Annotated in this window: 17 protein-coding genes; 8 read left to right on the top strand and 9 right to left on the bottom strand. The window is 54.3% G+C overall.

The features are described 5' to 3' along the window. Positions 1-103: 103 nt before the first annotated feature. The 3 genes from A3GO_RS0117155 to A3GO_RS24305 all read right to left on the bottom strand — a co-directional run bounded on the left by A3GO_RS0117155 (position 104) and on the right by A3GO_RS24305 (position 2307). Entirely contained in the window at positions 104-1108 is a 1005-nt protein-coding gene (locus A3GO_RS0117155; RefSeq protein ID WP_335340057.1) for an alcohol dehydrogenase family protein, read from the bottom strand. Between the two features lie 94 nt (positions 1109-1202). Further along, a complete protein-coding gene (locus A3GO_RS24310; RefSeq protein ID WP_245621770.1) occupies positions 1203-1751 on the bottom strand; it encodes a TlpA family protein disulfide reductase in 549 nt (182 codons plus the stop codon). A 46-nt stretch (positions 1752-1797) separates the two neighbouring features. Continuing rightward, positions 1798-2307, bottom strand: coding sequence for a hypothetical protein (locus A3GO_RS24305; RefSeq protein WP_157606854.1), 510 nt, complete (start codon positions 2305-2307; stop codon positions 1798-1800). Positions 2308-2664: 357 nt separating this feature from the next. On the opposite strand from A3GO_RS24305, the gene A3GO_RS0117140 reads away from it, so the two are divergent. The 4 genes from A3GO_RS0117140 to A3GO_RS0117125 all read left to right on the top strand — a co-directional run bounded on the left by A3GO_RS0117140 (position 2665) and on the right by A3GO_RS0117125 (position 6331). Continuing rightward, on the top strand, positions 2665-4107 hold the full coding sequence (locus tag A3GO_RS0117140; RefSeq protein ID WP_029134446.1) for an aldehyde dehydrogenase family protein: 1443 nt from the start codon (positions 2665-2667) through the stop codon (positions 4105-4107). A gap of 113 nt (positions 4108-4220) precedes the next feature. Then, entirely contained in the window at positions 4221-5147 is a 927-nt protein-coding gene (locus A3GO_RS0117135; RefSeq protein ID WP_029134445.1) for an ABC transporter ATP-binding protein, read from the top strand. Beyond that, positions 5144-5905 (top strand): ABC transporter permease, encoded by a 762-nt coding sequence (locus A3GO_RS0117130; protein ID WP_029134444.1) that lies wholly within the window; start codon positions 5144-5146, stop codon positions 5903-5905. Before A3GO_RS0117135 ends, A3GO_RS0117130 begins: the two co-directional genes overlap by 4 nt. A 63-nt stretch (positions 5906-5968) precedes the next feature. Next, entirely contained in the window at positions 5969-6331 is a 363-nt protein-coding gene (locus A3GO_RS0117125; RefSeq protein ID WP_029134443.1) for a hypothetical protein, read from the top strand. 37 nt (positions 6332-6368) lie between these two features. On the opposite strand, the gene A3GO_RS25850 is transcribed toward A3GO_RS0117125, so the two are convergent. The 4 genes from A3GO_RS25850 to A3GO_RS0117105 all read right to left on the bottom strand — a co-directional run bounded on the left by A3GO_RS25850 (position 6369) and on the right by A3GO_RS0117105 (position 9012). Further along, positions 6369-6755, bottom strand: coding sequence for a RidA family protein (locus A3GO_RS25850; protein ID WP_029134442.1), 387 nt, complete (start codon positions 6753-6755; stop codon positions 6369-6371). Between the two features lie 92 nt (positions 6756-6847). Continuing rightward, on the bottom strand, positions 6848-7942 hold the full coding sequence (locus tag A3GO_RS0117115; RefSeq protein ID WP_029134441.1) for a DUF4238 domain-containing protein: 1095 nt from the start codon (positions 7940-7942) through the stop codon (positions 6848-6850). Between the two features lie 117 nt (positions 7943-8059). Next, positions 8060-8344 carry a hypothetical protein gene (locus tag A3GO_RS0117110; protein ID WP_029134440.1) on the bottom strand — a complete coding sequence of 95 codons (285 nt, stop codon included), beginning with the start codon at positions 8342-8344 and terminating at the stop codon, positions 8060-8062. 128 nt (positions 8345-8472) lie between these two features. Next, positions 8473-9012, bottom strand: a complete 540-nt coding sequence (locus A3GO_RS0117105; protein WP_029134439.1) for a hypothetical protein — start codon at positions 9010-9012, stop codon at positions 8473-8475. Between the two features lie 785 nt (positions 9013-9797). Between A3GO_RS0117105 and A3GO_RS24300 the strand changes: the two genes are divergently transcribed. Further along, positions 9798-10748: a sensor domain-containing diguanylate cyclase gene (locus tag A3GO_RS24300; protein ID WP_051302523.1), complete on the top strand. Its 951-nt coding sequence runs from the start codon at positions 9798-9800 to the stop codon at positions 10746-10748. 3 nt (positions 10749-10751) lie between these two features. On the opposite strand, the gene nirD is transcribed toward A3GO_RS24300, so the two are convergent. Both nirD and nirB read right to left on the bottom strand, forming a co-directional pair. After that, positions 10752-11075, bottom strand: coding sequence for a nitrite reductase small subunit NirD (nirD, locus tag A3GO_RS0117095; RefSeq protein WP_245621769.1), 324 nt, complete (start codon positions 11073-11075; stop codon positions 10752-10754). Between the two features lies 1 nt (position 11076). Next, positions 11077-13515, bottom strand: coding sequence for a nitrite reductase large subunit NirB (gene nirB / locus A3GO_RS0117090; RefSeq protein ID WP_029134437.1), 2439 nt, complete (start codon positions 13513-13515; stop codon positions 11077-11079). Positions 13516-13889: 374 nt separating this feature from the next. On the opposite strand from nirB, the gene A3GO_RS0117085 reads away from it, so the two are divergent. The 3 genes from A3GO_RS0117085 (at position 13890) to A3GO_RS0117075 (ending at position 18297) form a co-directional block, all read left to right on the top strand. Beyond that, positions 13890-15356 carry a NarK family nitrate/nitrite MFS transporter gene (locus A3GO_RS0117085; protein WP_029134436.1) on the top strand — a complete coding sequence of 489 codons (1467 nt, stop codon included), beginning with the start codon at positions 13890-13892 and terminating at the stop codon, positions 15354-15356. Positions 15357-15433: 77 nt separating this feature from the next. Continuing rightward, positions 15434-17143, top strand: a complete 1710-nt coding sequence (locus tag A3GO_RS0117080; protein ID WP_037375784.1) for a bifunctional protein-serine/threonine kinase/phosphatase — start codon at positions 15434-15436, stop codon at positions 17141-17143. Positions 17144-17274: 131 nt separating this feature from the next. Beyond that, entirely contained in the window at positions 17275-18297 is a 1023-nt protein-coding gene (locus tag A3GO_RS0117075; RefSeq protein ID WP_029134434.1) for a thioredoxin family protein, read from the top strand. The last annotated feature ends 319 nt before the right edge of the window (positions 18298-18616 follow it).

Raw genomic sequence — 18616 nt, 5'->3', positions numbered from 1 at the left:
CTGTCCCAAGATATCCAGGTAAACACCATACTGCCTTGTCCCTGTCAGTTTTCTATTTTCCTGCTACCACGGTCGTTTTAGTGCGCGATGCGTTGAACCGCACTTATCCGTCATCGGATATATCGATCACAAACTTTCCGACGTGCTGCTTGGTTTCGAATAGTTGCTGCGCCTCCGGGATCTGGGTTAGAGAAAACGTTTTTGCAACGACAGGTGAGACTTCACCGGCCTCAATTCGCTTGATAAGGTTTGGAAAAACCACCTCATCCAGAACAGTACAGCCGAACAAACTCAAATCCTTCAGGTAAAGTGTTCTGACATCCAGCTCCACAAACGGGCCTGCAATAGCACCTGAAACGGCATAGCGTCCAAAAGGCCTAAGTACATTCAACAGATCCGGCCACTGCTTGCCCGCCACCAGATCAATCACCACATCAACAGTGCCATTTCCCAGCTCTTGAACAAGACTGGCATCTCTCGCAAGCGTACGATCAGCCCCAAGATCCATAATCCTGTCTGCCTTGGATGGTGAGGTGACCCCGATAACCTGCGCCCTCCTCGCCTTGGCAAGTTGAACAACAGCAGAACCCACACCGCCTGATGCTCCAGTTACCAATACGACATCTTTTGCACCGACCTCGGCTCTGGTAAGCAGGTTTTCAGCGGTGGAATAGGAGCAGGGAAAGGATGCGAGTTCAATATCACTGAGCTTGCTGTTGATTTTATGGGCATGCCTGGCTGCAACAACCGTGTATTCAGCGAATCCACCGTCGCATTCGGAACCAAAATACCAGGGTTGATCCAGGACCTTGCCGCCTGCCTCCAGAATGCATGGCTCAACCAACACTCTTTCATTCAGAAGACTGGTGTCAACTTGCTCTCCAACGGCAACAACTTTGCCGCAAACATCAGCACCCTGGATTCGGGGTAGTTGTATGGGATTTCCCGCCCAGCCTGCGTCCTCACTGTCTCCGTTTGACTTCGAATACCACCCTATTCGGGTATTGATATCGGTATTGTTAACCCCGGCTGCGCTTATCTTTATCAATACATCGCGAGGCCCAGGAACAGGCACTGGGATATCGTCGCGAAGCACCAGTTTATCCAAGCCGCCATGTCCCGTTAGCTGGAGGCCTCTCATTACATTCGGTATGTCGTCCATATTAAATAACCTTTGACGCAAATCAGTGAGATCCCTTTGCTTAATCGATTGTCAAATCGATCACTTTTCGCAAAATTTCGGGGTGGTCAAACTCCCGCCCACCTACGGCTTTATAGGCAATGCGTCCATCGGGTCCAATAATGTAGGTTGTCGGCAAGCCTTTAACGCCCCATGTATCCATCGATACGGCATCGTAATCAAATAGCATATGAAAACTCGGGGATGGTTCAACCGTGCCCAGAAAGGAGAATACCGTGTCGATATCCTCGCCTATATTGACAGCGAGCACCTCCGCGTTCTTGTCCTTGACCGCCCAGTACAGTTTTTCCAGTGATCCCATTTCACGACGGCAGGGCGGACACCATGTTGCCCAGAAATTCACCACGACGACCTTTCCCCTCAAATCTCTTAGATCAACAGTTTCGTCATCCAGATTCCGGAATCGCAACGCGGGAGCCTCGCGTACTGTTTCCCCAGGGGTGAGACTGTGCGTCAACGGTGGTAACCCGACAGCCTGGGACAGGTTGGAAAACAGCATGAACAACACAGCCCCTGCTGCATACAGATTGAATCGGTTTTTATTCCGCACATTGCACCTCTTTAAGTCTGGCCCGGTACTCTTTACCCGCTACATCTCACTTCGCCGTGATATCAAACAGGCTACCGGCAGACAATCCCATGAAGAGCATTCCCTGGTTCCAGTCGCCTCCCGGCCGATACTCCTGCTCGGGTGGAAACTGTGCCCAGCGAAAGGCGATAACTGCCGATTTTTTCACTCCCGAACCGGAAAGGCGCTCGACCCATTGATTCACCGGCACCAACTCATAATGCCGGCCGTTCACCGAAACAGGCCAGTTGCCGCTCACATAGTGGATAACCCCTGGCGCATTGTCATTGCGCAACACCGTCATGTAGACACAGGAAGAGGCATAGGGTTCTATCTGCGCCAACGTAAACCCCCGGTTGACATAAAATGCCCTGACCTGGTCAGGCAGCAGCTGGGTCAGCGAGAAAAACACGCCGTCAACTTGAATTTCCCATGTTTTCGCGCCTGTTACGGAATCCACGCGACGGGTTTGCAAGACATCGGCATAGCTGGAGAACGATGACAGTACGAGTATTGATACGATTGTTATGGTTTTCATCTCAAACATCAAAGGACTTCACCACCGCAGGCAGTGGGTACATTTTTATCGGACCTTCCGCTCCACGGAGAGTGATTGCCACATCCTACCGTGCCCGTTCCCCGAGAGAAACCGGTAGCCTCAAGGCATCTGACTTCACCTACAGGCAGCAGGAATGAACACCGGGTAATTCTTTTATGTCTCTATTCCCCTTTTCCTGAAATCCGGTAACTTTGTCCAATTGTCACCAGCCCTGCAGAGTCCCCCGCTGATTACTGCTAAATTTATTACCACCCGTTGAACAGGTCACCGGTCTATAAATGGTAGTATCGAGTTACTGCACAGGCAGTAACCCCAGAATAGCGAGGGAAAAGAGGCATGTTGGACAAGCGTACATTTTATATCAATGGGCAGTGGGTTGACCCCATCAAGCCGGTCGAGTTGGAGGTGATCAACCCCAGCACAGAGGAGCCCTGCGCCACCATAGCACTGGGCGGACAGGCCGATACCGATGCCGCCGTTGCCGCCGCCCGTAACGCCTTTGGCGACTGGAGCCAGAGCGACCGGGAGCAGCGTCTTGCACTGCTGGAGAAACTGGCGGAGATCTACCAGGCACGCAGTAACGAGATGGCAGAGGCCATCTCCAGCGAAATGGGCGCACCCATATCCCTGGCAAAAACAGCACAGTGTGGTGCCGGAATCTGGCACATCAAGAACTTTATCCGTGCCCTGAAAACATTTGAGTTCGAGCGGCGACTCGGCCCCCATGCACCGAATGACCGCATTCTGCTGGAACCGGTTGGCGTTTGTGGCCTGATCACCCCCTGGAACTGGCCTATGAACCAGGTCACCCTCAAGGTGATCCCGGCCCTGGCCACCGGCTGCACCCTGGTGCTCAAGCCTTCCGAGATTTCACCGCTCTCCGCCATGCTGTTCGCCGAGATGATTGATCAGGCCGGCTTCCCGCCCGGCGTCTTTAACCTGGTCAATGGTGACGGCGCCGGGGTGGGCAGCCAGCTTACCGCCCACCCGGACGTGGACATGATCTCCTTTACCGGTTCAACCCGGGCAGGCATCGCGATCTCCAAGAGCGCCGCCGACACGGTCAAGCGCGTCAGCCTCGAGCTGGGTGGCAAGGGCGCCAATCTGGTCTTTGCGGATGCCGACGAAAACGCAATAAAGCGCGGGCTGCGCCATTGTTTCAATAACAGCGGCCAGTCCTGCAACGCACCGACCCGCATGCTGGTACAGCGGCCGCTCTACCAACAGGCGGTCGAAACCGCTGCCCAGCTTGCCGAGGGCACGGCGGTCGATCACTCCGCAAACGAGGGACGGCATATCGGGCCGGTGGTCTCACAGGCCCAGTACGACAAGATCCAACGGTTGATCCAGCAGGGAACCGATGAAGGCGCCCGCCTGGTGGCTGGCGGTCCGGGTCGCCCGGAGGGCATTGATCGGGGTTATTTCGTCCGGCCCACCGTGTTCGCCGATGTCGGCCAGGATATGCAGATCGCCCGGGAAGAGATATTTGGCCCGGTGCTCTCCATCACCCCCTTCGACAGTGAGGAAGAGGCGATCACCATCGCCAACGATACCGTCTACGGCCTGACCAACTATATCCAGACCCAGGATAGCGCCCGGGCCAAGCGGGTGGCACGGCAACTGCGCTCCGGCATGGTGGAGATCAACGGCCACTCGCCGGGCGCCGGCTCACCCTTCGGCGGCTACAAGCAATCCGGCAATGGCCGCGAGGGCGGTGTCTGGGGACTGGAGGAGTTTCTTGAGGTGAAGGCCGTGAGTGGGTGGCCGAGTGAGGAGTAGTTTGGTGGCTATTGGTTTTATGGGCTGCAAACGGCGCGGGCACGGGGTACATGCCACGCCGTTTGGCTGTGTAAAATAACATCCACCCAACCCCTTTGGCTTATCATCCACTCATGACGACAATCATTTCCATTTCCAATCTTTGCAAGACCTATGAGAATGGCTACCAGGCGCTCAAGCGGGTCAACCTCGATATCCGCGAGGGCGAGATACTCGCCTTGCTGGGCCCGAACGGTGCCGGCAAAACCACACTGATCTCGGTGATATGCGGCTTGGTGTCACCCACTTCCGGCACGGTTTCCGTAGCTGGTTTTGACATCATTAAAGACTATCGACAGACCCGCAGGCGGATCGGGCTGGTTCCGCAGGAACTCACCCTCGCAGCCTTTGACAAGGTCTGGGATACCTTATGCTTCAGTCGCGGCCTGTTTGGTAAAAAAGCCGATAACGCCTATCTCGAACAGCTGCTGAAAGATTTATCCTTGTGGGATAAGCGCAACGGCGAACTGCGCACGCTCTCGGGTGGCATGAAGCGCCGGGTGTTGATCGCCAAGGCCCTGTCCCATCAACCGAAAATACTGTTTCTGGATGAACCGACCGCCGGGGTTGACGTTGAGCTGCGCAAGGATATGTGGCGTATCGTCAACCGGCTGCGTGATTCGGGTGTCACCATCATCCTGACCACGCACTACATTGAAGAGGCTGAACAGATCGCGGACCGGGTGGGCGTCATCAATAACGGGGAGTTGTTGCTGGTCGATGACAAAGCCAACCTGATGCAGGAACTGGGGCGCAAACAGATGATTATCGAACTCAAGGAGCCACTTAAAGAAATCCCCGAATCAATGGCCTCTTATGCGCTGGAACTTTCTGACGATGGGCATGAACTGATTTTCACCTACGACACCCAGGGCAAGAGCACCGGTATCACGGCACTGCTTCAGGCCATGCATTCAGCCGGGATTTCCATGAAAGACCTCAATACAACGCAAAGCTCGTTACAGGATATTTTTGTCAACCTGGTGCAGGCACAACCATGAATCTACAAGCCGTAAAAGTCATCTATAAATACGAGATGTTGCGTACCTGGCATACCCTGTTCCAGAGTATTGCATCACCGGTATTATCGACAGCGTTATATTTTATCGTATTCGGATCGGCCATTGGTTCACGCATACAGTCGGTTGACGGCGTAACTTATGGACTGTTTATTGTGCCTGGTCTGATGATGCTGTCAATTCTGACGCAGAGCGTTTCGAACGCCTCCTTTGGTATCTTTTTCCCCAAGTTCACTGGTACCGTTTATGAGGTCATGTCAGCTCCGGTCTCATTTTTCGAGATCCTGCTGGGCTATGTCGGCGCCGCTGCGACAAAGTCGCTGATTATCGGCACCATCATCCTGATTACCGCCAGTTTCTTTGTTGATTTACGCATCGATCATCCCATCTGGATGGCCCTGTTTCTCATCCTGACCTGTGTCTCGTTCAGCCTGTTGGGCTTTATTATCGGACTGTGGGCGAACAACTTCGAAAAATTACAGATAGTCCCCCTGTTAATCATTACGCCGCTGGTGTTCCTGGGTGGAACCTTCTACTCGGTCAGTATGTTACCGCCCCTGTGGCAGACCATCACCCTGTTCAACCCGGTACTTTATCTGGTGAGTGGGTTTCGTTGGAGTTTTTTTGAGGTCTCGGACGTCAACGTAGGCATCAGCCTGGGCGTCATCCTGCTGTTTTTGGGGATCTGTTCCGGCATTGTGTGGTGGATGTTTAAAACAGGCTATCGCCTGAAACAATGAACAGGAATCAATGGGGTCAGAATGCACTGTACCCGACTGATACCGATCCCGTAACATGACGACATGAACATGTTTTTCCTACTGATACTGCTTACCCAGAATGCCGCAGGTAACGTCAGCGCATCCTTTATCGAGACTGATGGCCAGGCTCAGTGCGAAGTGAAGCAGAAGGTGGTGGAAGGGATCTTCAACACGGCCCAGGTCAAAATCCTGGAGAGCCACTGCATCGCCGGACGCTACCGGTTCAGCGAGTTCGGGCACGCCACATCATCGGCGACCAAGCGCCACTTCTACTGGATCGACTTCGATGCAACACCGATAGAGATAACGCGTGCACAGGGCTGGCGAAGCTGTATGGAGCGGGAGGCGGAAATCGACAGGGCTGGATACTACTGTGCCAGCTCCATCCAGCAGCAGCTGGATTAAGGATCAATGCAAGATCAGGGTGACCCCTTTGATCCTGTTATACCTGATCCAAGACACAATCAACTTCCGTCTCTACAAGCCACGTTAGATCTATAAAGCGACTAACTTCAACGAAAGTGCAGGCGGGTTTTATTGTAGAAAATAGCTCTCCATGTGCCTTTGCTGCTTCTTCCCAACGAGATATATCAGTAAGCATGATACGGGTTCTGATGATGTCAGTCGGGTTCCCGCCAGCTTCTTGAATAGCCTGAATGGATAATTCCAAGCAATACTTGGTCTGCCCATAAACGTCCCCGATGCAAGCGGTTTCACCATTTTTTATAGGTGCCGTGCCGGAGACAGAAATCACATTTCCGACTCTACATGCTCTCGAAAACCCAATCGGCTCTTCCAAGTGGGAACCTGAACTAACGAGTTTTCTCATTTGGTCCACCTCGGGGTATAACGTTAAAGCTGTGCGGTGAAAACGAAGCGCAACGTAGTTTGCGTCCGAACGAGCGTCTTGTTAGACATATTTTACACCCCAGGTCTTTCACGACGAAAGCCTCCCGACGTTCTCTCCTTGATCTTTTCATAACGAATATAGCCTACCCGAGTATCATTGGTATAAACCGCCCCATTCCTTCTTACTTTTATATGTTGAGGCCAATTAGTTGGTTCAGGGTGGATAGATTCGTAATGAAACAAAGCATTATCATTTTCTTGTAGTTCCTCTTTCTCTACGACTCTGTATCTCTCGTAACCATTTTCTTCGTAGTCAAAAACTGCATAATTAAATCGGTGTCTCCGTTCAGGACGAATATGGAACGTTTCTTCATATAGTTTATTGATAGAGCTGGAATGATCCTTATCTTGATAATATATGTTGGCCATACAGTTAGCTAACTGTAATTGGTTAAAGTGTTTAATGTCTCTTTCGTTTTTTACCGGCACCCAGCCATTTGTATGACCAATTGAATAAACATCTCCGTCATAGCACAGACACAGAACCTTTGGACTTAGAGGTAGAAACAATAGAGCCCCAGCAGAATGCATTCCAAACGACATAAAATTCGCCCTTTTGTCACTGAGATGCCATTTATTTGATAATACTGCTGGATCGTCAGAGGTTACAAATGGAGTCCTTGTTTTATTTTTGAACAGACAAACCTTTAAGTCGTCAACAATATCCATGCTATCTGCGTAGGTCATCATTGCCATTTCTACTGCGTCTTTTATACTTATCTTGAAATCTTTGATTTCTGCCCGAAAAGTACTTCCCATTTCATTATTCATTTCTGCCGCGCCCTTACATGCTGCCTCAGTGCGTAGGTGTTGAAGGAGCCAAAAACGCCTTAATATGGTCTTGTGTTTTGCGTTCAGTTTCTTCCCATCCACGAGCAGTTCTTTTATTGTTGATGCATATGATCTTTCTACAAATTGAATTGCACTTTCTAACTGTGGGTTGTCACCGTAGAAATAATCTCGAGAACATTGATGTTTTACGGGAGCAAAATGAATGTGCCTTTCCCTGTCAATGTTAAATAGGTTAATTACTTTATTTTCTCCATCTAAAGTAAATGGCTTAAGATAGCACCTTGGAACAAAGTGCTGATTCTTATTCGTTGCCATTTACTTCCTCCTCCTGGAATTTATGCATAACGTTTTAGCTTTGGGGCGGCCGAGCGTGAGCGAGGACGTCCCAGCGAACGACAGTGAGCGACAACAGCGCCTTGTTAGAAGCTATTCTCACTCCCACGGTTGTTTGGCTTTATGTAATTCTTTTTCTTCTTTTTCATCAGCTATAACTGCTTCTTTAAAACCCTTACCTAGTGGACCGATGCTGTAAATACCAAGTATCGCTAGTGCAGCAACTAGCCAGAATGGAAACGACAACCAGAAAGCATATTCTTTCAGTCCCACCAGACATATAACTTCAAAACTGCCCCACCATATAAGTCCCGACACAACAAAAATGATGCCATTCCTTAGATAAAGCTTTAAAGCCCTTGGCCCGAGTGCTCCATATCTCATTTGGTTTGCTTCTAACGCCTAGTTCAGCGGCGCCGAACACGGAGTGGCTGTTTGCGGCAAAATGCCGAAGGCATTCGCAAACAGCAGCGGAGTATTCGGTGTCCGCTGGAACAACTTGTTGGGCGCACTCACTCACTGAGCCAGCGAAAAATCCAAACGCATGCAATCGAAATTACCAAGGCGATTTTGACCCAAGTAACTCCCGATATACCCGGTTTATGGATCGCACGATGACTGGAGCAGAGCGGGACGGGCTCAAGTTCTCCACGGGCCCAAGCCAACGCCTCCTTCGCGTTCATTGATGCGCCAGATTCCGCTTCGATCACGATTCCACCAGTGAGTTTGGCAAGTACTGCGGATGCGGCTTTGATCAATTCAAAGCTGGGCTCATCTTTGTAGTGCAAACCCACCAAGGAATCTGATGCTCTTATGTTTTCCGCATGTTGCGGTGCGATATCGAAGGAATCAATATCCTCACGCAACAACCCACCGAACGAATACTCAAAGCCTTGCCCAGCCACGTTACTTGGCAAGAAGCCACTTGATGCACGGGTGTCGAAATCACTGGGGAACACGACACTGAAGCCCTCATCCGAAATTGCCGCCGCCCATTGCTCAGCACTCGGGATCGCATTGGCTTTGGCAACTACGAGTACGTCTAGACTCATGACTCTTTACACGCCCAACAGCATTATTCAGCAACACAGGACGTCTATCCCTACGACGCCTATCCGCCTATTAAAAAACCAAAGTATCCATTAGATTCCTAGTAATTACAAGATGTTAGTTCGCGATTTTGATCTGCCGGTGAATTCTAAATACGACACGTGTCGTGAAACACCCGACGCCTATCCAGTTCAACCACAACGCTTACTACTGCATATATCCAATTCATAGAAATAATATTTCAAGAAACAATCCGTGATTTGTTCTGGCAGTTTTACGACACCAGTCGCTGAATTCGACTGGATAGTTTATTAATTTCTATCTGATTTGCCATAATTTGCAATCTTTTGCGGATGCAAAACTGAGGTCAACATTGCAATCAAGCATTCTGTTTTGTTACTTTTTTGAGAGCCCGTAGGTTGGGGTGACGTAGGAACCCCAACGGACTTCCATGCAGGTGCCCCAGATGTTGGGGTTCATGCTTCACCCCAATCTACCCATACTGCGTTTTTGTCATTGTGTCATTGTATTGCCCCACATAGTACTCCAGCGGCTGTTAGGTTGACGGGTATCAGGGTTCCGCTTTTCAGAAGGTGTTTTACGGCTCCACGCGTATCCCGGGCCACCCGAATCTGCTAGGATTCAGTGGCCGGTTGGCGCTTCAGCCGGTCTGTTGGCGGCATCCCGTCCACGCTGTTTTCCGGGGCGCGGTCTGTTGCTTTTCCTGTTGAGCATCATTGATGTGAATAACCCCGATGATCTCCAGCCATATACACCTTGAACGCTGATGGATGACACCCCTGAAACACAGAGCGATGCCACCACGCAGGAGTTGAGGGAGCTGCGCGAGAAGGCGGAGCGCTTCGACCGTTTCACCCGCAGTCTCCCGGCGATGCTGTACGACTACATTATCAACCATGACGGCATCAGCCACTGCCTCTACTGCAGCGCCTATTCGCTGGAGCTACTGGGCATCCCCCCTGAAGATTTTCTGGCGGATATGGACAGGTTCTGGAACCTGATCCATCCGGACGACCTGACTCGCTTCAGGGAGCTTGATCTGAAGACCAACCGGGAGGAAGTGACTTTTTCCATGGATACCCGGGTCGTTTTAGCCTCGGGCAAGGAGAAGTGGATCAGAGTCTCCTCGAAGAAGAACCCCCCGCAAGGTGATCAGCCGGCCATCTGGTCCGGTTATATGATTGATATCAGTGGAACCAAGCAGCTTGAATTAATGTTGCAGGAGCAGGCCACCCACGACGCCCTCACCGGCCTCGGCAACCGGCACTATTTCCAGCGCCACTTCCGGGACGAGCTGTTGCGCAAGGACCGTTACCAGCGGGACAGCGCGGTGCTGCTGCTGGATCTGGATCACTTCAAGAAGGTCAACGACCGCTATGGCCACGACGCCGGCGACTTTGTACTCATGCGGGTCTCACAGCTTGTTAAGGCGCAACTTCGGGAGGTCGATGTCCCGGCACGCTGGGGCGGCGAGGAGTTCTGTATTCTGCTGCCGGAAACCACACTGGACGATGCACTGGCCGCCGCCGAGCGCATTCGCGCCGGTCTGGCGCGGGAACCGCTGGATTACCAGGGCGAGGCGATCGAGGTCACCGCCAGTATTGGCGTGACCACCCTCAATGCCGATGACCGGCGGATCGAGCCCGTGATCAAGCGGGCGGACGCGGCCCTCTACCAGGCCAAGCGTGACGGCCGCAATCGGGTCGCCCACGGCTGACCGTCAGATAGCCAGCATGATCGTCTCCCCTTCCAGGCGCACCGGGTAGCTCCTGGCACAGCCCACGTCAGGGGCGACGGCCTCGCCGTTTTCCAGCTCGATCACCCAGTTGTGCAGCGGGCAAGTGACCCGGTGACCGTGCAGGATACCCTCGGAGAGCGGACCCTGTTTGTGCGGGCAGCGGTTGGAGAGTGCGAACACGCTGTCATCCGCGGCACGGAAGATGGCGATCTCATCCGTTGCGGTGCGCACCACCCTGGAACCCAGCCGGGGTATTTCATCCAGCTTGCCGATCTCCACCCACTTTTCACTCATGACTGCTGACATATCACTCTCCTATCTGTTTTATCGGGGTGAACTCGTGGGCTTCCGCTCCCTTGGCGCGCACGGTCCAGGGGTCGTGCTGGGCTACGTCCTGGGATTCCAGGAAACGCGTATACAACGCCTTCCTGCCATCAACATCTTCCAGGATGCGTTTCTTGATATAGGAGAGTCCAATGCGTTCGATCCAGGGCGCGGTGCGCTCCAGGTAGCGCGCCTCTTCCCGGTAGAGCTGGATAAAGGCGGCGCAGTGCTCCATCACCTCCTCTTCCGTTGTGACACGGCAAAGGACATCGGTGGCGCGCACCTTGACCCCGCCGTTTCCGCCGATATGCAGTTCGTAACCGGAATCAACACAGACCACGCCGAAATCCTTTATGGTCGCCTCGGCACAGTTGCGCGGACAACCGGAGACCGCCATCTTGAATTTGTGCGGCATCCAGGAGGCCCAGGTCATCTCTTCCAGTTGAATACCGAGCCCGGTGGAGTCCTGGGTACCGAAACGGCACCAGGTGGAACCGACACAGGTTTTCACCGTGCGTAGCGCCTTGCCGTAGGCGTGTCCCGAGACCAGGCCGCGTTCGGTGAGGAACGCCCACATGGCCGGCAGATCCTCCTTCTTCACCCCCAGCATGTTGATGCGCTGGCCGCCGGTCAGATTGACTTCGCCGACATTGAATTTATCCGCCGCGTCGGCGATGGCGCGCAATTCATCGGGCGTGGTCTTGCCGCCGAGGATGCGCGGGATCACCGAGAAGGTACCATCCTTCTGAATATTGCCGTGCACCCGCTCGTTGACGAAACGGGACTGGGCATCATCCTGCGCCTTGCCCGGCCAGGCGGAGATCAGGTAGTAGTTGATGGCCGGGCGACAGACATGGCAACCGTCCGGGGTGCGCCAATCCATCTTGTCGAATACGCCCTGCTTGTCGGTCAGTTCATATTCACGAATTGTGGAACGCACCTGGTCGTGGGTAAAGTCGGTACAGGCGCAGAGCGGTTTGGCCTCCGGCGCCGAGTAGTCACCGCCCAGGGTGTTGGCCAGGATCTGTTCCACCAGACCGACACAGGAACCGCACGAGGCCCCGGCCTTGGTATGGGCCTTCACCTCATCCACGGTGAACAGACCCTCGCTGGTGATCGCCTTGACGATATCGCCCTTGCAGACGCCGTTACAGTCGCACACCTGGGCCTCGTCGCCCATGGCCGAGGCCTTGGACTGGCCGCCGTGGCCGGAGCTGCCGAGATGGGCCGCTTCGCCGAACAGCAGGCTCTCGCGCATGTCGGAGATATCGGTGCCTTCACGCATCAACTGGAAGTACCAGGCACCGTCCACGGTGTTGCCGTAGAGCACCGCGCCGCTGATGCGATTGTCCTTGATAACCAGCTTTTTATACGTACCACCGGCCTGATCCTGAAACACGATCTCTTCAGTCTGTTCGTCACCGTGAAAATCCCCGGCGGAGAAGAGGTCGATACCGGTCACCTTGAGTTTGGTGGAGGTGACCGAACCTTCATAACGACCATAGCCCAGCTCGGCCAGATGGTTGGCGCACACCTTGGCCTGCTCAAACAGTGGTGCCACCAGGCCATAGCAGGTGTCGCGGTGCTGTACGCACTCGCCCAGGGCATAGATGCGTGGATCGTAGGTCTGCATAGTGTCGTTGACCACCACGCCGCGCTCGCAATAGAGACCGGCCTGCCTGGCCAGCTCGATATTGGGACGGATACCCACGGCCATTACCACCAGGTCGGCATCCACCACCGAACCGTCGGCGAAGCGTACCGCTTCGACACGCTTGTCACCCAGAATCGCCTCGGTTTGCGCACCCATCAGAAAGTGCATGCCGTTCTCTTCGAGAGATCGTTTCAGCATGGCACCGGCCGCCGCATCCAGCTGGCGTTCCATCAGGGTATCCATGAGATGGACAACGGATACGTCCATACCCTGTTTGATCAGGCCGTTGGCCGCTTCCAGTCCCAGCAGGCCACCGCCGATCACCACGGCCCTTTTGTACTGACGTGACGCCGCCAGCATCTGTTCCACATCGTGGATATCACGAAAACTGATCACGCCCTCCAGGGAGGCACCGGGGACGGGTATAATGAACGGCGAGGAACCGGTCGCCAGCAGCAGCCGGTCGTACCCGGCCTCTACCCCGTTGGCAGCGACCACTTTGCGTTGCACCCGGTTGATCTCAACCACCGGCGAACCACTATGCAAGGCAATGTCGTGCTGCTGATACCATTCCCGCCTGTTCAGAACGATTTCATCAAACTGTTTCTCACCCGCCAGCACCGGTGAGAGCAGGATGCGGTTGTAGTTCGGGTGAGGCTCGGAACCGAATACCGTAATGTCATATTTATTCGGCTCCAGCTTCAGCAACTCCTCCAGGGTTCGCACGCCGGCCATGCCGTTGCCTATTAATACCAATCGCTCTTTCATGTTTTGCCTCTCAGACAGATCGGGTCGATCAAATATCCAAATTCATACCGTCCTTTTGCAACCGCTATGCCAACTTGTTGCCAGGGCGGCAAGGTCGCGGTTTGCCGGTAACAACGGGGGAGATGTGTATCTGGAAAATGATTCAACATGGTGCCTGCGGGTGACCGCGTGCACTGAAATATGGCAGGCCGAAAAGGTGAGAACAATACTGACCCGAAATTGGGCAAATCCCTGTTTTATTGCACCCGTAGAGTGCTGAAATCCTTGACCAACCTCAACGATGTTTGTTTTTTGTTTTAATAATCAGTTGGTTATAAAACTGGCACAAGCAATGCTAAAGACAGGCCATTGTTGTCTATCTCTGGAGCATCACTATGTCGGAAAGCAAGTTAAGTCTCTTTTCATTCAGCGGAAAGACCCGAACGCTGCATATCACCTGGTTCGCGTTTTTCCTCTCTTTTATGGTTTGGTTCAATCACGCCCCATTGCTGGCGTCGATCCAGCAGACCCTGGGACTGACCGCGCAGGAGGTGAAGGCACTGTTGATCCTGAACGTCGCCCTGACCATCCCGGCACGCATTATTATCGGTATGCTGGTGGACAAGCTGGGACCGCGCATCGTCTACTCCGCGCTGCTGTTTATATCCAGTTTTATCTGCTTTGCTTTTGCCATGGCGGACTCGTTCGAGGCATTGGCCATCAGCCGTTTCCTGCTCGGTTTTGTCGGTGCCGGGTTTGTTATCGGTATCCGCATGATCGGCGAGTGGTTCCCGGCCCGACAGGTCGGACTGGCCGAAGGCATCTATGGCGGCTGGGGTAACTTCGGTTCCGCCGCCGCCGCTCTTTCACTGCCGACCATCGCTCTGCTGTATGGCGGCGACGAGGGTTGGCGTTATGCCATCGCCTCCACCGGTGTCATCACCCTGGTCTACTCGATCATCTATTACAGGCTGGCGCGCAACACCCCCAAGGGATCGACCTATTTCAAACCGAAAAAGACCGGCGCCATGGAGGTCACCAGCAAGGGCGACTTCTTCTTCTACCTGCTGATGAATATTCCCATGTACGCCGCCCTGGCGGTGCTGACCTGGAAGCTGGGCCCGACCAACCTGGGCATGCTGGACGAGGCCGTCACCTACAGCATATACGTCGGACTGGTTCTGCTCTATGGGTATCAGACCCTGCAGGTATGGCGTATCAACGGCCACATCTTTATCCGGCCGGTCGCGAAGATACACCGCTACAAGTTCAAACAGGTGGCGATCCTGGACGTGGCCTATCTGGTCACCTTCGGTTCTGAACTGGCCGTGGTGTCGATGCTGCCGCTGTTCTTCAAGGAGACCTTCGACCTCTCCCTGGTACAGGCCGGACTGCTCGCCTCCGGTTATGCCTTCATGAACCTGCTGGCGCGACCCACAGGCGGTCTGTTCAGCGACCGGTTTGGGCGCAAAAAATCACTGACCATTCTGATCGGCGGTCTGGCGGTCGGCTACCTTGTACTCAGCAGCATCACTCCCGAATGGCCCATTGCCCTGGCGGTGCTCGCTACCATGGCTTGCTCATTTTTCGTGCAGGCGGGAGAGGGCGCGGTGTTCGCGATCGTACCGCTGGTGAAGCGGCGCATGACCGGACAGGTAGCCGGCATGGCGGGCGCTTATGGTAATGTAGGCGCAGTGCTGTTCCTGACCGTCTTCTCCTTTGTCACGCCGCAGCTGTTTTTCCTGGTGATTGCCGGTGCGGCCATTGTCACGCTGGGCGCCGTGCAGTTCCTGGATGAGCCGGAGGGTCAGACCGCCGAGGTGATGCCGGACGGTACGGTACAGATGATCGACGTCAGTTGATCGGCACTGATGCCCGCCCGGGCGCATGAACGCCCGGCGGGTGATCCGGACAGACCTTTCACGCACACAGAATACAGATGACCAGCCGTCTCGAAATCGATTACGCCTGCTGCACCGAAACCGGCGCCAAGTCGCAAAACGCCGATGCGGCGGACGCGCGCATCCCGCCCGATGATCTGCTGTTGAGCAAGGGCGTGGCGGCGGTCATCGCCGACGGCATGAGCAGCAGCGAGGGCGGTCATGAAGCGAGCCAGATCTGTGTCACCGGCTTTCTCAATGACTACTTCAGTACCCCCGAGTCCTGGAGTGTAAAGACCTCGGCCAGCAAGATTCTCAGTGCACTCAACACCTGGCTCTGTGGTCAGGGGCAGAGCCGCTACGACTCGCCCAAGGGGATGGTCACCACTCTCAGTGTGGCGGTAATCAAATCCACTACCGCCCATCTGTTCCATGTGGGTGACAGCCGCATCTATCTCTATCGCGAACAGAAACTGAAACAGCAGACCAAGGATCATCGGGTCTGGGTCTCCAGGGACCAGGACCTGTTGTCCCGTGCCATGGGCATCGACAGCCACCTGGAGATCGACTATCGCTCCCTGGCGCTCCAGGTAAACGACCTGCTGCTTTTCACCACCGACGGCGTGCACGATTTTCTCACCGACCGGCAATTGCAGAAACTGCTCAGGGAGCATCAGGGCAATCTGCAGCAGGCGGCCAATGCGATTACCGTGACGGCCCTGGAACAGGGCAGCAACGACAATGTTACCTGCCAGCTGCTCAAGGTGATGGCACTGCCCGACGAGCAGATCGATGACATCTATCAACGGGTGGCGGAGCTGCCATTTCCACCCAACCTGCTGCCCGGCATGAACATTGACGGCTTTCAGATCATGCGTGAAATTCATGCCAGTAAACGCAGCGAGGTCTACCTGGCAATCAATGACGAGACCGGGGAACGAGTAGCCTTGAAAACCCCTTCGGTCAATTTCAGCGATGACCCGGACTTTCTCAACGGATTCCTTAACGAGGAGTGGATCGGGCGACGCATCAACAACCCCCATGTCCTGAAGGTGCATAAACCGGGTCGCCGGCGTTTTCTGTATCACGTCACCGAATACCTGGATGGACAGACACTGCGACAACGTATGGACGACCTGGGCCAGATGGATCTGGAGCAGACACGCGAATATCTCACCCAGATCATCAGCGGTCTGCGCGCTTTCCACCGTATGGAGATGATTCACCAGGACCTGAAACCGGACAACATCCTGATCAACAAAAACGGCATTCTGAAGATTATCGACTTCGGCTCGACCCGAATTGCCGGGGTACAGGAACAGCACAACAACAACTCCCAGATCCCTCTGGGCACCATCAACTACACGGCCCCCGAGTATCTTGACGGCACCCCGGGCAGTCACCGCTCCGATATTTTCTCCCTCGGCGTCATCGCCTACGAGATGCTGACCGGCACATTGCCCTATGGCGACCATGAGCAGGCACTCCCGGCTCGCAAAATGGGTTATCAATCCGCCCGGGAGCATAATCCGGCCGTCCCCGCCTGGATCGATGGCGCACTGAGAAAGGCCACCCATCCACTGCCGGAAAAACGTTACGAGGCACTCTCAGAATTCCTGCAAGACATGACCCATCCCAACCTGGAGCTGATCACCCTCAGGCAGAAGCCGTTATTGGAGCGACATCCACTGGGTTTCTGGAAAACCCTGACGGCACTGCTTTTTCTCACCAACCTGGTGACCCTGCTGTTGCTCTTCGCGACACAATAGACAAGCGTCACGCCGTGGCTAATAATGGCGGGCATATCCTGCGGCACGGGCAACACACAGAACGCCCCTATGCAGGAATTTTATAATACGAGCCGGATAGCGGCCGAAAAGAATCCCAGGGAGGATGCGTTATGCTCAACCGACTACTCGGCATCATCGGACTCGTCTGCTGTGCGCAGTTCAGCCTGCAGGCGGCCGCGGCCACCGAACCGGGTAAACTGACCGGCGGTGTTCCAACCGTACACCCGGCCTGGTTCAAAGAGAGTTTTCTGGATATTGCCGAAGACGCGGAAGAGGCCGCCGCGGCGGGCAAGCATGTGATCCTGTTCATGCATCTGAACGACTGCCCCTACTGCGCCAAGATGGCCGACGAGAACTTCGCCAACGCCCCCTACACCCCGTTCATTCGGGAAAATTTCGATGTCATCCAGATCAATATCAAGGGCGACCGGGAAGTGGCTTTCGATGCCAGTACCAGCGTCTCGGAGAAGGAGCTGGCCAAGCTTCTGAAGGTGCGTTACACCCCCACCATTCTGTTCCTGAACAAGGAGAACCAGACCGTGCTGCGCCTGAACGGCTACCGCTCGGTCCCCGCTTTCAAACATGCGCTCGACTATGTGCAGCAGAAGGCCTACCTGCAGACCAACCTGAGCCGATTTATCGAGCAGCAGCAGACCACGCCGCTATACCGCTTCCGCGACCACCCGATGCTGCAATCGACCAGCGACCTGCAATCGGTGGCGGACAAACCGCTGGCCGTGCTGTTTGAAGACAGCAGTTGCGACGCCTGCGATGCCCTGCATGACGGACACTTGAAAAACCCGGAAATCCTGAAGGTTCTGGAGAATTTTACCTTTGTCAGGCTGGATGCCAACGCCACTGATCCGATCATCGATCCGACGGGTAACAACACCACGCCAAAGGCGTTTGCCGAGCAACTGGGGCTGACCTACCGGCCCGGTATCGTGCTGTTCGACCAGGGCCGGGAGATCAGCCGTATCGACGGCCTGCTGTTCACCTACCATTTTCAGGAAGTGTTGCGCTACGTGGGAGAGCGGCACTATGTGAAATACCCGAAGAATTTCTACGATTATCTCAATGTGCGCACGGCAGAGATTCTGAAAAGCGGCCGGAATATCGATTTGTCGAAGTAGCCGTGAAGATGGATGTGCTATCGCTTATCCATATATGGTCTCCTCCCCATTTGCAAGGCATTAGATCTCGATGGCAGGGACAAGTTGCTACCATATATCCGGCCTGTTATCGAAGCGACTCTTGGCTTCTGGCCTTGATGAGCATGCGCACATACCGTCCTTATCNCCCTATCGTTCTCGTAAACTGTGGGCACGCCAGGTTTTCGGTATGCCGGTCTGACCTGTGTTGTCATCGAGGGTCTCTTGCCTTCGCAACTCTGGGTAGGTTTGTCATCTCCTCCGGTTGACCTGCTGTGTCGCCTGGTGGCGCGCTTATACC

Origin of the sequence: Sedimenticola selenatireducens DSM 17993, from assembly GCF_000428045.1 — a bacterium.
Taxonomy (GTDB): Bacteria; Pseudomonadota; Gammaproteobacteria; order Chromatiales; family Chromatiaceae; genus Sedimenticola; species Sedimenticola selenatireducens.
The sequence above is the reverse complement of the archived record's forward strand: the minus strand, read 5'-3'. Positions and strand labels throughout refer to the sequence as shown.

Excerpts from the sequence above, each read along its gene's own strand:
- A3GO_RS0117085 (WP_029134436.1), top strand. The coding sequence starts at position 13,890 with ATGTCGGAAAGCAAGTTAAGTCTCTTTTCATTCAGCGGAAAGACCCGA.
- A3GO_RS0117075 (WP_029134434.1), top strand. The coding sequence starts at position 17,275 with ATGCTCAACCGACTACTCGGCATCATCGGACTCGTCTGCTGTGCGCAG.
- A3GO_RS25850 (WP_029134442.1), bottom strand. The coding sequence starts at position 6,755 with ATGAGAAAACTCGTTAGTTCAGGTTCCCACTTGGAAGAGCCGATTGGG.
- A3GO_RS0117105 (WP_029134439.1), bottom strand. The coding sequence starts at position 9,012 with ATGAGTCTAGACGTACTCGTAGTTGCCAAAGCCAATGCGATCCCGAGT.
- A3GO_RS0117125 (WP_029134443.1), top strand. The coding sequence starts at position 5,969 with ATGAACATGTTTTTCCTACTGATACTGCTTACCCAGAATGCCGCAGGT.
- A3GO_RS0117110 (WP_029134440.1), bottom strand. The coding sequence starts at position 8,344 with ATGAGATATGGAGCACTCGGGCCAAGGGCTTTAAAGCTTTATCTAAGG.
- A3GO_RS0117135 (WP_029134445.1), top strand. The coding sequence starts at position 4,221 with ATGACGACAATCATTTCCATTTCCAATCTTTGCAAGACCTATGAGAAT.
- A3GO_RS24300 (WP_051302523.1), top strand. The coding sequence starts at position 9,798 with ATGGATGACACCCCTGAAACACAGAGCGATGCCACCACGCAGGAGTTG.
- A3GO_RS0117115 (WP_029134441.1), bottom strand. The coding sequence starts at position 7,942 with ATGGCAACGAATAAGAATCAGCACTTTGTTCCAAGGTGCTATCTTAAG.
- nirB (WP_029134437.1), bottom strand. The coding sequence starts at position 13,515 with ATGAAAGAGCGATTGGTATTAATAGGCAACGGCATGGCCGGCGTGCGA.
- A3GO_RS0117140 (WP_029134446.1), top strand. The coding sequence starts at position 2,665 with ATGTTGGACAAGCGTACATTTTATATCAATGGGCAGTGGGTTGACCCC.
- A3GO_RS0117080 (WP_037375784.1), top strand. The coding sequence starts at position 15,434 with ATGACCAGCCGTCTCGAAATCGATTACGCCTGCTGCACCGAAACCGGC.
- A3GO_RS24305 (WP_157606854.1), bottom strand. The coding sequence starts at position 2,307 with ATGAAAACCATAACAATCGTATCAATACTCGTACTGTCATCGTTCTCC.
- A3GO_RS0117130 (WP_029134444.1), top strand. The coding sequence starts at position 5,144 with ATGAATCTACAAGCCGTAAAAGTCATCTATAAATACGAGATGTTGCGT.
- nirD (WP_245621769.1), bottom strand. The coding sequence starts at position 11,075 with ATGTCAGCAGTCATGAGTGAAAAGTGGGTGGAGATCGGCAAGCTGGAT.